This window comes from Halomonas sp. Ps84H-12 (genome assembly GCF_024124725.1).
In the GTDB taxonomy this organism is placed as follows: Bacteria; Pseudomonadota; Gammaproteobacteria; order Pseudomonadales; family Halomonadaceae; genus Vreelandella; species Vreelandella aquamarina.
Genome location: NZ_JAMXSJ010000018.1, coordinates 45534 through 58646 on the forward strand (window position 1 = coordinate 45534; position 13113 = coordinate 58646).

The window sequence follows — 13113 nt, forward strand, 5'->3', positions numbered from 1 at the left end:
ACCCTCCAAGGAACACTGTTAGATGTCTCAAGTGCCTCAGCAGCACCGTGCTCGTAAACGCTTCGGTCAAAACTTTCTGCGTGACCTCGGCATTATTTCGCGTATCGTCCGCGCTATCGGGCCACGCGAAGGCGACCGACTCGTCGAAATTGGCCCTGGGCAAGGGGCACTGACGGCGCCGCTGTTAGAGGCAACCGGCAAGCTGGAAGTAATCGAACTCGACCGCGACCTGATTCCTGGCCTACGGGTGCAGTTTTTCAACTACCCCGAGTTCGTGATTCACGAAGGCGACGCGCTGAAGTTCGATTTTGCCGAGCTGAAGGGCGATGGCCCGGCGCTGAGGGTAGTGGGTAACCTGCCTTACAACATCTCCACGCCTTTGATCGTGCATTTGCTGAGTATGGGCAGCGCCATCGCCGATATGCACTTCATGCTGCAAAAAGAGGTAGTGGAGCGCTTGGCCGCCGAGCCAGGCAGCACCGACTGGGGCCGTCTTTCCGTCATGGCGCAGTACTACTGCCAGGTAGACCATCTGTTCATCGTGCCGCCGGAAGCCTTTGTACCGCGTCCGAAGGTAGATTCCGCGATTGTGCGCTTAACGCCCCACGAACACCTGCCCCACACCGCCGATGACCCGACGCTGCTGTTCGAGCTGGTGAAGCTGGCCTTTGGCCAGCGGCGTAAAACCCTGCGGAATAACCTGAAAGGGCGGGTGAGTGCCGACACGTTGGAAGCGCTAGGCATTGACCCTGCACGGCGGCCGCAAACTCTAACCGTGGCGGAGTACGTGGCAATTGCCAACCAAGTAGCCGCCGATGAGGCGGCCAGCGCAGTGGCTAACGGTGATACTAAGGGGAGTGATGAGGCTTGAGCGGTTTAGACATTGAGGTGAGCGTCACGCCGGAGTTTCGTGACGCAGAGTCTAGCGACAGTGAATCCCGCTACGTGTTTAGCTACACGGTGACGGTTCATAACCAAAGCCCGCACAGCGTACGGCTAATGGCGCGTTACTGGAAAATCACCCAGGGCAGCGGCGACAGCCAAGAGGTGCGTGGCAAGGGCGTGGTGGGCCAGCAGCCGCTGATTGGCCCTGGCCAGCGTTTTCGTTATACCAGCCGGGCGATTTTGCAAACGCCGGTCGGTGTGATGGAGGGTGCCTACACCCTGCTTAATACGTATACCCAGCGGGCTTTTGATGTGCCCGTTTCGCCTTTTCGTCTAGCGGTGCCCCGTCAACTGCACTGAACTCTGTTAGCCGGGAATGCCCATGAGTATCTATGTCATTGGCGACCTGCACGGCTGCCATGTTGAATTTATTAGCCTGCTGGAAGCAATAGACTTTAACCCGACCCACGATACGCTCTGGCTGGTTGGGGATTTGATTAACCGTGGCCCAGGGTCGCTTGCCTGCCTGCAGGAAGCTAAAGCGCTGGGCAGTGCCGTGCGCTGTGTGCTCGGTAACCACGATTTTCACCTGCTGGTGGTCGCCCGCGGGGGCGGCAGGTTGAAGAAAAACGATACGCTGGACGATATTCTCGCCTCGCCCCAGCGGGAAGCGCTGCTGGATTGGCTGCAGAGCCAGCCTTTGGCGGTTCAAGAAGGCAATACGTTAATGACCCACGCCGGAGTGTTGCCGAGCTGGAGTGCTGAGCAGGCTCTGGCGCTGAGCGGTGAAGTTCAGGCGGCGCTACACAGTGAAAGCGCGGGTGCGTTTCTGACCCAGTTGTTTGGTAATCAGCCTGACCGTTTCCGGGAGGACTTGGAAGGCGTGGATCGCCTGCGCTGCATCGTTAACGTGTTTACCCGCATGCGCTTCATTGATGCGCAGGAGTGCCTCGATTTTGCCGCCAAAGAGGGGCTCGATAGCGCACCGACAGGCTTTGCCCCCTGGTTTCAATTTGCTCGTCAGGATGATCTGCACATTCTGTTTGGCCACTGGGCGGCGCTGGAAGGGCGCACGCCGAATGCGAAGATCAACGTTCAAGGGCTGGATACCGGCTGCGTGTGGGGTGGCTCGCTCACCGCGATGAACCTGGACACCGGTGAACGCACTAGCGTGCCGAGCCTGCAAGGAGGCCGTTAAGTGTTTCAACAGGATGCATTGACCCAAGGGCTTGACGTTTACCGGGTAGGCGGCGCGGTGCGGGATGCGCTGCTTGGCTGGCCAGTAGTGGACCACGACTGGGTGGTGGTGGGTGCCACACCGGAAGCGATGCGTCAGCGGGGCTTTAAACCCGTTGGCCGAGATTTTCCGGTGTTTTTGCACCCGCACACCGCGGAAGAGTATGCGCTGGCGCGCACCGAGCGTAAGTCCGGCCATGGCTACAGTGGTTTCGAGGTGTATGCCAGCCCCGATGTAACACTGGAAGAGGATCTCTCCCGGCGTGACCTAACGATCAATGCCATTGCCCAGGGGCCAGGCGGCCAACTGACAGACCCCTTTCACGGCCAGCAGGATATAGAGCAGCGCCTGCTGCGCCATGTATCGCCTGCGTTTAGCGAAGACCCGTTACGGGTGCTGCGTACCGCGCGCTTTTTAGCCCGCTATGCTCATTTGGGTTTTACCATTGCCTCAGATACCCACACGCTGATGCGTGAAGTGAGCCAAAGCGGTGAGCTTGGCCACTTAGCCGCAGAGCGGGTGTGGATAGAAACCGAGAAAGCATTGGGTGAACCCAATCCTGAACAATATTTCACCACGCTAAACGAGTGCCAGGCGCTTGCCACTTGGTGGCCTGAGCTTGCCGAGGGCGAGACGTTGACTGCCGCGCTCGCTGAAATACCAAGCGCGCCTGAGACCTCGTCACCCGTGCTGGCCCACTGGCGCTATGCGCTATTGGTATCGGTGCTTAGTGATGAGCAGCGGGATGCGCTAGCGAGCAGGCTGCGGCTGCCCAACGCAGTAGCGCAGTTGGCTCGCCATACCGCGCTGACTAAAGCGTTGCTCAATGAACCGTTAAACGGCGAGCGAGTGTTGCACTGGCTGGAGAGGCTGGATGGCTGGCGTAAACCTGCCCAGGTAGCGGCGCAGCTGGCGCTTGTTAGTCGTCTGGCACCTGAGCGCCAAGCTGTGCTGCGCGCTGCGTGGCAGGCAGCGCAAGCGGTAAGCCCGCAAGCGCTGCTGAGCGAGGGGTATCGGGGAGCGGCATTAGGAGAAGCGCTGCGCCAGCATCGGCAGAAGGCGGTGGCAGGCGCGTTAGGCGAGGGGTAGTCGCGCTAGCGCGGCATCGCCGCACGAGGCTGCGGATCTGCTTGGGAAATCCAACGGCCCCGCCAGTGAAAATCAATCGCCCACAGGCGCTGGTCACCTAATGTGAAGCGCTTCCAGAGTGTAGCGTAGGATGTTTGGCAGGCGGGGTGGCGCTCGTTGGGTAACAGTTCAGCGAGTGGCTGGAGCACAAAGGCATTGCGGGTGATTTCCGCGCGGGGCAGGGCGACGCCATCAATCGTATCGCAGACACTGCCGACGGTCAGCAGGTCGATATCCAGAGCACGAGGGCTGTATTTAGCCATGTTGGGGGTGCGGCCATGATCAATCTCAAGCTGCTTAGACCACGCCTGGAGCTCACCCACCGACCAGTCGCTATCAAACGCCACCACTAAGTTGTAAAAGTTGCGGCTGTCCTTGAAACCTACGGGCTCGCTTTCAAAAATGCGCGATATCTGTACGCGGCCAAACGTAGCTTCCAGAGCATCCAGGCAGAGGCGAATATGCGTGTCGGGATCAATGTTGCTGCCTAGACTGAGAGTTACCAGGCTCATAAGTTCGGGTCCTTGGTAGCCTCCGGCAGCGTACCGCGAGTGATTTCAAGACCAACGCTTGCCGCTTGAGGCACCGCGCCCGGCTTTCGGACGGTCATGCGCAGCCAGCTAATCGGGAATTCATGTTGCAAGCAGGCGGCGAGACGTTCAGCGAAGGTTTCTACCAAGGCGAACTGATGCTCATCGGCGAACTGCTGGATTCGCTGGCATATCGCGGCATAATCAAGCGTTAAGCGTAAATCATCCGTAGCGGCCGCTGGCCGAATATCCGTTGCCAGCGATAGATCCAGGCTCAGCGATTGCGTTATCGTGCGTTCCCAGTCGTACACACCGATGACGGTGTCTACGGTGAGTGCTTCGATCAAAATGCGGTCCACAGGCCTTCCCCAGGGTCAACAAGCGGGCGATTGTACTTGAGGATGACCAGAAACGACAGTAAGGCAGCGGCGTTGGCCGCTAATGCCAGGGTGGGCAGGCCATGATATGGATAGTGATCGGCTATTTAAGCGGCAGTTGGCTGGCGGCAGTGAGTGTGTGCCGCTGGGCAGGCGTTGCCGATCCTCGGTTTTGTGGCTCCTATAATCCAGGTTTTTCTAACGTGCTCCGCCTGTATGGTCCAAGGCTCGCCGCGGCCACGCTGCTGCTCGATGCGTTAAAAGGGGTGCCTGCCGTGCTGGCTGCCAAGCTGCTGGCGCTGCCGGTATGGCTGCAGGGGCTTGTCGGCTTGGCTGTGCTGCTGGGACACAGCTACCCGATTTGGTTTAGCTTCCGTGGTGGAAAGTCGGTCTCCAGTGCGTTTGGCGTGTTGCTGGTATTGGTGCCCAGCGTGGCGCTGATCACGGCGCTTTGCTGGGCGCTACTCGCATGGCGTTTGCGTACCGCAGCGGCAGCCTCGCTTATTAGCGCGCTACTGGCCCCGCTGCTGTGCCTCTGGCTAGCCCCCGGCTACGTCAGCGTTGTAGGGGGCTTTAGCCTGCTCGTATTGGCCCGCCATGGCCTCAATATTCGCCGCTTACGCCGTGGGGAAGAGCCGCCCCTACGCGGATAGCCCTACGCGGATAGCCCTACGCGGATAGCCCTACGCGGATAGGCGCGAGAGCTACCGTGGTGCTGTAAGCGTATCGAGCGGCCAGCGAGGGGTCGCCTGCATTATGCCGTTGTCATCACGCTCGCCGGCTGCCAAGCGCTGCGCACCGACATAGGCAATCATGGCGCCGTTGTCGGTACAAAAGCGCCCGCGAGGGTAATAAGCACGGGCTTGGCGCTTTTGGGTCTCCAGCGCTAGCCGTTCACGCAAGCGCGTATTGGCGCTCACGCCGCCTGCCATCACGATGCGTTTTAGGCCGGTTTGGTCAAGGGCGCGGCGGCATTTGATCACCAGTGTATCGACGACGGCTTCTTCGAAGGCTCGCGCAACGTCGGCCTTCGCCTGATCATCCAGTTCGTCTGCCGCTTCTAGCTGGCGAATGGCCGTTAGGGTGTGGGTTTTAAGGCCTGAGAAACTGAAGTCCAGCCCCGGACGATCAGTCATTGGGCGCGGAAAACGAAAGCGCTTTGGGTCGCCCTGTTCGGCAAGCTTTGCGACCAGCGGGCCGCCTGGATAAGCAAGGCCGAGCATTTTGGCGGCCTTGTCGAAAGCCTCCCCGGCGGCGTCATCCACCGACTCCCCCAGCAGTTGGTAGTGCCCTAACCCCTGTACTTCGACTAGCTGAGTGTGGCCGCCCGAGACCAGAAGGGCCACGAACGGGAACTCCGGCGCGTCATCTTCCAGCATCGGGGCGAGCAGGTGGCCCTCCATGTGGTGAACGCCCAGCACCGGTATGTTCAGAGCTTTGGCCATGCCGTGAGCGGTGCTAGCGCCCACCATCAAGGCACCAACTAAGCCTGGTCCGGCAGTGTAGGCGATACCGTCCAGGTCGTTTCTTGTCAGATTCGCGTCCTGTAGTACCTGCTCGATCAAAGGCAGCAGTTTACGGGTGTGATCCCGAGAGGCCAGCTCAGGCACGACGCCGCCATACTCCGCATGCATGGCGATTTGGCTATACAGCGCATCGGACAGCAGACCCTGTCCACCGGTGAACGCGGTATCGTAAATAGCGACGCCAGTTTCATCGCAAGACGTTTCAATGCCCAGTACGCGCATGGCAAAAGAACTCGTGTAGGTGGTAAGGCAGAGGTTTAAAACCGGCTAGTCTAGCATTATGGCAGTAGAGGGGCGTAAGCATTTGCAAAGATCGCCAACCGCGACTAGACTACTGTGCGCTGTAAAACTGGGTCGTACACCGTTGTGTTCGGTGTGCGAACTATCCGAACTCAAGACTCCTTAAGGTAGGTGAGTGCTTAATGCCTTCTGTAAAAGTACGTGATAACGAGCCGTTTGACGTCGCCCTGCGTCGCTTCAAGCGTTCTTGCGAAAAAGCTGGCGTTCTCTCTGAAGTACGTCGTCGCGAGCACTACGAGAAGCCGACTGCTGAGCGCAAGCGCAAAGCGGCAGCTGCCGTAAAACGTCACGCCAAGAAGTTGCAGCGTGAGCGTAAGCGTTTCGAACGGCTCTATTGATCCGTACCTGGGGATAGCCTGCGCAGTTAGCCGGTTATCTCAAGAGGGATGCCAAGCGGCCGCCACTAGGTGGCCGTTTGTTTTTCGTTCTGTGATGTGTGTTTTGCGCGGTTTAAGGTGATCAGGCGCGCTGTCTGATGACGTTAGACTCGCCCATTAGCGCTTCGCGCGAGGATGCCCGCAGTTCATGGCAGGCCAAATTCCACAGCGTTTCATTGACGATCTGCTCGGCCGCGTTGACGTGGTGGAGGTTGTCGGCGAGCGCGTGCAGCTCAAGAAAGCGGGTCGTAACTTCTCCGGTTTGTGTCCTTTCCATCAAGAAAAAACGCCGTCGTTTACGGTGAGTGCCGATAAACAGTTCTACCACTGTTTTGGCTGTGGCGCTCATGGCAACGCGCTGCGCTTTTTGATGGAGTACGACAAGCTGCCGTTCCCCGAGGCGGTAGAGCAGTTGGCCGGGCGTTTAGGTCTCGATGTTCCCCGTGAGGGAGCGGATGACCCGCGTGCTCAGCAGCGCGAGAAAAAGCGTAAAGAGGGCGTCAACCTGCTGGAAGTGGCCGCCAGCTTCTACCGTGAGCGGCTGAAAATGCAGGAGGGTCAAAGTGCTCAGCGCTACCTGCAGGGCCGTGGACTGTCGCCAGAGGTCATCGACACCTATGGTATTGGTTATGCACCGGGTGGCTGGGAGGCGCTCAAACAGCACTTGTCTGCAAAAGGTATCGGCGAGCCGGTACAGGTAGAGTACGGCCTGCTGATTCACCGGGAAGATACCGGCCGCACCTATGACCGCTTTCGTGACCGGGTGATGTTTCCCATCCGCGATCTGCGTGGCCGAACCATCGCCTTTGGCGGCCGGGTCATGGGGGATGAACAGCCCAAATATCTTAATTCACCAGAAACGCCTGTCTTTCATAAAGGGCGCGAGCTATATGGTTTGTACGAGGCGCGTCAAGCGTCTAGCAAACTTGAGCAGTTGGTGATGGTCGAAGGCTATATGGACGTGGTGGCGCTGGCTCAGTTCGGCATTCATAACGCCGTCGCTACGTTGGGCACGGCGACCACGGAAGATCACTTGAGCCGCCTGTTTCGTTTGGTGAGCCGGGTAGTGTTCTGCTTCGACGGTGACCGGGCGGGCCGCCAAGCGGCAAGTCGCGCGTTGGAAACCGCACTCCCGCAGATGATCGATGGGCGCGAGGCAAGGTTTCTGTTTTTGCCGGAAGGTGACGACCCGGATTCGCTGGTGCGTCGCGAGGGCAGAGAGGCGTTCGAAGATCGTGTCACCTGTGCGATGCCGCTCTCGGAGTTTCTCTTCGAGCAGGCCGCCCAGGGGCGCGATTTGAATACCGTGGAAGGGCGCGAGCGTTTTGCCACCCAGGTGCTAGAGGCATTGAACAAAGTGCCTGAAGGCATGCTCAAATCGCTACTGCTTGAATCACTGGCAAAGCGTAGCGGGCTGGCGCAGTCGCAGTTGCAGGCGCTGTTAGATAGGCGCACGGCAGATGCCGCTGCAAAAGCGTTGCCGCAGTGGGGGCCTGTTGAGGAACCAGCCGCTGAAATGGTGCCAGAGCAGGCGCTGCCTCGCTCGGCGGCACGTGGCCGCCGCCAAGGGGCAAGGCTGCAAACGCTCTCTACGGTGAGCCGTATTGTGCAGCTGCTGCTTCATGAGCCGCGTTTGGTGGCGTCGCTACCCGAATCGCTGGATTGGCTGCCAGAAAATAGTGAAGAGGCGCCGCTGTGCCGCGCTTTAATCGAGCTGCTGCGCGCCGGACGCTATCGCAGTCCGCAGGTGGTGTTAGCGCATTTTCAGGGTAGCCATGAGGGGCAGGTGTTGGCAGAGCTGGCACAGCGGGAGCTGCTGATTCCTAAGGGGGCAAGGGAAGCAGAGCTAAGCGGGCTGGTAGAGCATTTGGTCGAGAAGCAGCGTAAGCGTTCGCCCCAGGAAGAGTACGATGCGCTGTTGGCACTAGAGCGTTCTGGCCAGAAGCTGGATAAAGCTCAGCGGCAGCGGTTGGCGAGTCTGATGATGGAGCTAATTCAGCGCATATGAGGGCGTCAAACCAAAGCAATTCGCACAATGGGGTTGAATTAACAAGCTTCAGCACCACATACAGGGTTAGTCGCCAGGCGCTGGCCTAACCGAACAACCTAACACACCTGAATGACCGCGCAAATACGTTTCGCTGGAAAAATTCCAGCTATTTACGCTATACTGTTCGGCTTGTTGAGTTTAATCGATTCAGCGCCCCAGGTGTTTCATTCTTCTTCGTCGAGATAGGGTTTCTATGGCTGGAAATGCGCAGCAGCAGTCACGTCTGAAGGAGTTGATCGCGCGCGGCAAGGAACAGGGCTACCTGACCTATGCCGAGGTCAACGACCATCTACCCGAGGATATCGCCGACCCGGATCAAGTGGAAGACATCATTGGCATGATCAACGACATGGGTATTAGTGTCGTTGAGGAAGCGCCAGATGAAGACACTTTGATGATGTCGGATCACTCCACGGACGAGTCCGCTGCGGAAGAGGCCGTTGCGGCACTCGCCGCCGTGGAAAGCGACGTAGGTCGCACCACCGACCCCGTGCGCATGTACATGCGTGAAATGGGAACGGTTGAGCTTTTGACCCGTGAAGGCGAAATCGAAATCGCCAAGCGGATCGAAGAAGGCACGCGGGAAGTGATGTCCGCACTGGCTTATTTGCCGGGTGCAGTTGCCTCTATTCTCGAAGCCTACGACGCTACCCAGGATGAAGAAGCACCTGGGCGCCTATCTGACCTGTTCTCTGGCTTTATCGACCCCGACGAAGGTATTCCGGGTGTTGCTGAAGCGGAAGTGCCGGAGCCTGTCGTTGAGACTGAGCTGAGCGATGATGACGATATCGACAGCGACGATGACGACGAAGAGGACGACACTACCGCCAGTGAAGGTGGCCCGGACCCCGAAGAGGCGAAGGCACGTTTTGAGCAGATTCGTGAGCAAAATGCTGCCGTTGAAGCAGTGCTGGCCAAGCATGGTCGGGGTAGCGCTGAGCTCAAGGCTGAACAAGCCCGCCTAGCGGAGCTGTTCTCGCCGATTAAGCTGGTGCCTAAACACTTTGAGCGTTTGGTCGGTCAGATACGTATCAGCGTTGAACAGGTGCGTGCCCAAGAAAAAGCGGTCATGCAGCTGTGCGTCAAGAAAGCCAAGGTGCCGCGCAAGACGTTCATCAAGTCGTTCCCGGGCCACGAGTCGGATCCGACGTGGCTGGACGCCTTCCAAGAAGCGCATCCCAAGTACGCTGACCGCTTAGAGCCACTGCGTGCCGATATCGCCCGCGCTCAGCGTAAGATTGCCTTCGAAGAGGACATGGTGCAGCTCTCGGTTGCCGACCTCAAAGAGGTGAATCGCAAGCTGTCGATTGGTGAAGCAAAAGCTCGTCGCGCCAAGAAAGAGATGGTTGAGGCGAACTTGCGCTTGGTAATCTCGATTGCCAAGAAGTACACCAACCGCGGCCTGCAATTCCTCGATCTGATTCAGGAAGGCAACATCGGCTTGATGAAGGCGGTGGACAAGTTCGAATACCGTCGTGGCTACAAGTTCTCGACCTACGCGACATGGTGGATTCGTCAGGCCATCACTCGCTCGATTGCCGATCAGGCGCGGACCATTCGTATTCCGGTCCACATGATCGAGACGATCAACAAGCTCAACCGCGTCTCCCGTCAAATGCTGCAAGAGATGGGTCGTGAGCCGACGCCGGAAGAGCTGGGCGAACGCCTGGAAATGCCGGAAGACAAGGTGCGCAAGGTGCTCAAAATCGCCAAAGAGCCGATCTCTATGGAGACGCCGATTGGTGATGACGACGATTCGCACCTGGGTGACTTTATCGAAGACGGCACCATGTTGCTGCCGATCGATATGGCCACCGGCGAAGGCTTGATCGAAGCAACCCGCAACGTGCTGGGTGGCTTGACTGCCCGCGAAGCGAAAGTCCTGCGTATGCGTTTCGGTATCGACATGAACACCGACCACACGTTGGAAGAGGTGGGCAAACAGTTTGACGTCACCCGTGAGCGGATTCGTCAGATCGAGGCCAAAGCGCTGCGCAAGCTGCGTCACCCCAGCCGCTCAGAACCGCTTCGTTCGTTCCTAGACGAGTAAAGCCGCGAGTAGTGAAGAGTGAGTGGTGAAATAGAGTCGCCACGAAGACCGAAAAGCCCGCCGTTCTCTGAACGGCGGGCTTTTCGGTTTATGTTATGCCGTTTAAAGCTTAGAGCGTGTAGTAAGTGGCAGAGCCTGGACCAACCGGCAAGCCAAGAATAAACACCCAGATAAAGAACAGCACGCTCCAACCGATCAGCATGAACAGCGTGTAAGGCAGCATGAGAGCGACCAGCGTGCCGATGCCCATGTCGTTACGATAACGGGTCGCCACTGCGAGAATCAGGCCAAAGTAGCTCATCATCGGTGTAATCAAGTTGGTGACGGAGTCGCCGATCCTATACGCCGCCTGAATGACCTCGGGAGCGTAGCCCATCAGCATCAGCATGGGCACGAAGATGGGGGCAGTGACCGCCCACTGCGCCGAGGCGCTGCCCAGCGAGAGGTTGACGAAGGCACACATGAGGATGAACAGCGCAAACAAGCCCGGGCCGCGCAAGCCAAGAGAGTCCAGCAGGTCAGCGCCCGCCACGGCAGTCACGGTGCCAAAATTACTCCAGTTGAACAGCGCCACGAACTGAGCGGCAAAGAACACCAGTACAATATAGAGCCCCAGGCTGCTCATGCTTTTGGCCATGGCATCGACGATATCGCGATCGTTTTGCATGGTGCCCGCGAGTCGACCATAGACAAAGCCCAGCACGGTGAAGGCAATGGCGACAATAACCACAATGCCGCGCAGGAAGGGTGAGCCGCTCACAAGGCCCGTCTCCGGGTTCCGCAGAATGCCACTTTCTGGCACTACCATCACAGCGACCAGCGCAATGAGGGCCAGGGTGGCTAAGCCGGTACCTTTTAGTGCCCGCTTTTCAGTGGGCGTCAGGCCCTCCATACGGTTCTGGTCGATATCGCTATCCGCATAGGCGGAGTCAAACTTGCCAAGCTTAGGTTCCACAATGCGTTCGGTGACCAAGCCGCCAATGAGAGTCACAAAGAAGGTGCTGGCAAACATAAAGAACCAGTTGGCTTCAGCCCCGACTGAATAGGTAGGGTCGAGCAACCGTGCCGCTTCCTGGGTAATGCCAGAGAGCAGCGGGTCGACGGTGCCAATCAATAAGTTGGCGCTGTAGCCGCCGGAGACGCCACAAAACGCCGCCGCCAGGCCCGCTAGCGGGTGCCGACCTAAGGAATGAAAGATCATCGCTGCTAGCGGAATCAGTACCACATAGCCAAGCTCGGCGGCCATGTTCGACATGATTCCGGCAAACACCACTGCATAGGTGACGATGCGTGGTGAACGGTTAAGCACTAGTGCGCGCATGCTAGCGGACAACAAGCCAGAGTGTTCGGCAACTCCCACCCCTAGCATGGCCACTAGTACCGTGCCCAGGGGCGCAAAGCTGGTGAAGTTAGTCACCATTTCGGTAACCAGGCGGCGTAGACCTTCCGCGTTTAAGAGTGAGTTCACTGCAATCCACTCGCCCTCATTGGCGGGGCGCGGGTCAGCGACTGAAACGCCAAGCGCTGCCGCAATGCCGCTCGCCACAACGACCAGTACGCAGAGAATGGCAAATAGTGTGACCGGGTGCGGCAGCAGATTACCTAGCCACTCGACGCTATCGAGAAAGCGGGTAAATGCTCCGCGTTTTAGGTTTTCTTCACGATTTTGTGAGTTTGTCATAAGATTTATATCGTTGATAGGTTGTTTTTCAGCAAAAATGCCCATGTAGGTTTGGTGGCTGACACTACGTTGATAATGCAAGCGGCGCAAATGGCTTTACGTATAGGGAGATGTAAAAAATGAAACACCGCTGACGCGGGGCGTCAGCGGTGTTTGGCTGGGGGGTAAGTGATTGGTTAAGGCGTTTGCCGTGCGCGATGGATGCGTCGTGCGAGAAAGAGAAGCTCGATGGTGGCAAACAGAATCAAGCTGTAGCCGAGTAGTTCGATGGCCTCTTCGGCAATGTCTTTGAAGTCACGGATATAGTGCTCTTGCAACACGGCTCGCCAAAAATCTTGGCGTCCATAAAGGCGAGAAAAGATATAGGTGACCAGCACGCCTGCCGCAAATAGGCCAAACGAGAAGGTGTTGCTGTAGTGGCGAAACTCCTCCAGAAAACGCTGGCGCTGGTACACGACCCAGGCCAGTGAGGGGAGGATGATCATGGTGACCAGGATTTTCCAGGTATGCCGTGCGACGTACTCATCGAGAAAGTAGTCCTGCTCACGTACCAGCGAGGCAGCGAGGAAGGCCAGCAGCAGAAGGGTCACCGTGGGCCATACTTTCAGTACATGGCGTACGTAGAGGAGCAGGGTGCAGCAACTGATCAGAATGAAGGTCTGGGTCAGCTCGGTGAACCCCAGCTCGGTATAGCGCACGCTAGGCAGATACAACGCTTCCAGATACGCGCCTTGGGCGATGCCTCCGATGAAGAGTATATAGAGTGTCGCGCGCAGCAGCGCAGTGCGAAAATCAATAGGCCAGGAGGGTGGCATCACGGTTCCTCTACGTCAGGCGAGATCAGTCAAACAACAAACATGCATGAATGGATGTTTATTATATCGTCACTTTTCTGTGCTGACACGTCGAACGTGCCAGGAATATCTCGACGAATGGCGGGTTACACTGCAAAGTAACGACATGAAAGCAATA

At 57.9% G+C, this 13113-nt stretch carries 13 protein-coding genes; 8 read left to right on the top strand and 5 right to left on the bottom strand.

Translation table 11 applies throughout. The annotated features are described in order from the left end of the window. Window positions 1-22: 22 nt before the first annotated feature. Genes rsmA through NH344_RS10355 form a run of 4 tightly spaced genes read left to right on the top strand, consistent with a single transcriptional unit; the run spans window position 23 to window position 3211 of the window. On the top strand, window positions 23-871 hold the full coding sequence (gene rsmA / locus NH344_RS10340) for a 16S rRNA (adenine(1518)-N(6)/adenine(1519)-N(6))-dimethyltransferase RsmA (RefSeq protein WP_054645097.1): 849 nt from the start codon (window positions 23-25) through the stop codon (window positions 869-871). Further along, window positions 868-1245: a Co2+/Mg2+ efflux protein ApaG gene (gene apaG / locus NH344_RS10345; RefSeq protein WP_058577498.1), complete on the top strand. Its 378-nt coding sequence runs from the start codon at window positions 868-870 to the stop codon at window positions 1243-1245. Before rsmA ends, apaG begins: the two co-directional genes overlap by 4 nt. A gap of 22 nt (window positions 1246-1267) precedes the next feature. Beyond that, window positions 1268-2083 (top strand): symmetrical bis(5'-nucleosyl)-tetraphosphatase, encoded by an 816-nt coding sequence (locus NH344_RS10350; RefSeq protein WP_074210211.1) that lies wholly within the window; start codon window positions 1268-1270, stop codon window positions 2081-2083. Then, window positions 2084-3211, top strand: a complete 1128-nt coding sequence (locus NH344_RS10355) for a polynucleotide adenylyltransferase (RefSeq protein WP_253027878.1) — start codon at window positions 2084-2086, stop codon at window positions 3209-3211. 5 nt (window positions 3212-3216) lie between these two features. Here the strand turns inward: NH344_RS10355 and folK are convergent, their stop codons facing one another. Together folK and folB are read right to left on the bottom strand one after the other, a co-directional pair. Further along, entirely contained in the window at window positions 3217-3762 is a 546-nt protein-coding gene (folK, locus tag NH344_RS10360; RefSeq protein ID WP_137093555.1) for a 2-amino-4-hydroxy-6-hydroxymethyldihydropteridine diphosphokinase, read from the bottom strand. Continuing rightward, on the bottom strand, window positions 3759-4139 hold the full coding sequence (gene folB, locus NH344_RS10365) for a dihydroneopterin aldolase (protein WP_044629667.1): 381 nt from the start codon (window positions 4137-4139) through the stop codon (window positions 3759-3761). Before folB ends, folK begins: the two co-directional genes overlap by 4 nt. Window positions 4140-4240: 101 nt before the next feature. Between folB and plsY the strand changes: the two genes are divergently transcribed. After that, window positions 4241-4810, top strand: coding sequence for a glycerol-3-phosphate 1-O-acyltransferase PlsY (gene plsY, locus NH344_RS10370; RefSeq protein ID WP_074210214.1), 570 nt, complete (start codon window positions 4241-4243; stop codon window positions 4808-4810). 51 nt (window positions 4811-4861) lie between these two features. Here plsY and tsaD read toward each other — a convergent pair whose 3' ends face one another. Continuing rightward, on the bottom strand, window positions 4862-5905 hold the full coding sequence (tsaD, locus tag NH344_RS10375) for a tRNA (adenosine(37)-N6)-threonylcarbamoyltransferase complex transferase subunit TsaD (protein WP_058577501.1): 1044 nt from the start codon (window positions 5903-5905) through the stop codon (window positions 4862-4864). Between the two features lie 200 nt (window positions 5906-6105). Between tsaD and rpsU the strand changes: the two genes are divergently transcribed. From rpsU to rpoD, 3 genes are all read left to right on the top strand, one after another. Further along, a complete protein-coding gene (gene rpsU, locus NH344_RS10380) occupies window positions 6106-6321 on the top strand; it encodes a 30S ribosomal protein S21 (protein ID WP_016416934.1) in 216 nt (71 codons plus the stop codon). A gap of 187 nt (window positions 6322-6508) precedes the next feature. Continuing rightward, window positions 6509-8368 carry a DNA primase gene (gene dnaG, locus NH344_RS10385; protein ID WP_253027879.1) on the top strand — a complete coding sequence of 620 codons (1860 nt, stop codon included), beginning with the start codon at window positions 6509-6511 and terminating at the stop codon, window positions 8366-8368. A gap of 235 nt (window positions 8369-8603) precedes the next feature. Further along, window positions 8604-10460: an RNA polymerase sigma factor RpoD gene (gene rpoD, locus NH344_RS10390; RefSeq protein WP_044629663.1), complete on the top strand. Its 1857-nt coding sequence runs from the start codon at window positions 8604-8606 to the stop codon at window positions 10458-10460. Between the two features lie 109 nt (window positions 10461-10569). On the opposite strand, the gene NH344_RS10395 is transcribed toward rpoD, so the two are convergent. After that, window positions 10570-12141, bottom strand: coding sequence for an AbgT family transporter (locus NH344_RS10395; protein ID WP_058577520.1), 1572 nt, complete (start codon window positions 12139-12141; stop codon window positions 10570-10572). Between the two features lie 176 nt (window positions 12142-12317). Beyond that, on the bottom strand, window positions 12318-12956 hold the full coding sequence (locus tag NH344_RS10400) for a hypothetical protein (RefSeq protein ID WP_058577503.1): 639 nt from the start codon (window positions 12954-12956) through the stop codon (window positions 12318-12320). Between the last annotated feature and the right edge of the window lie 157 nt (window positions 12957-13113).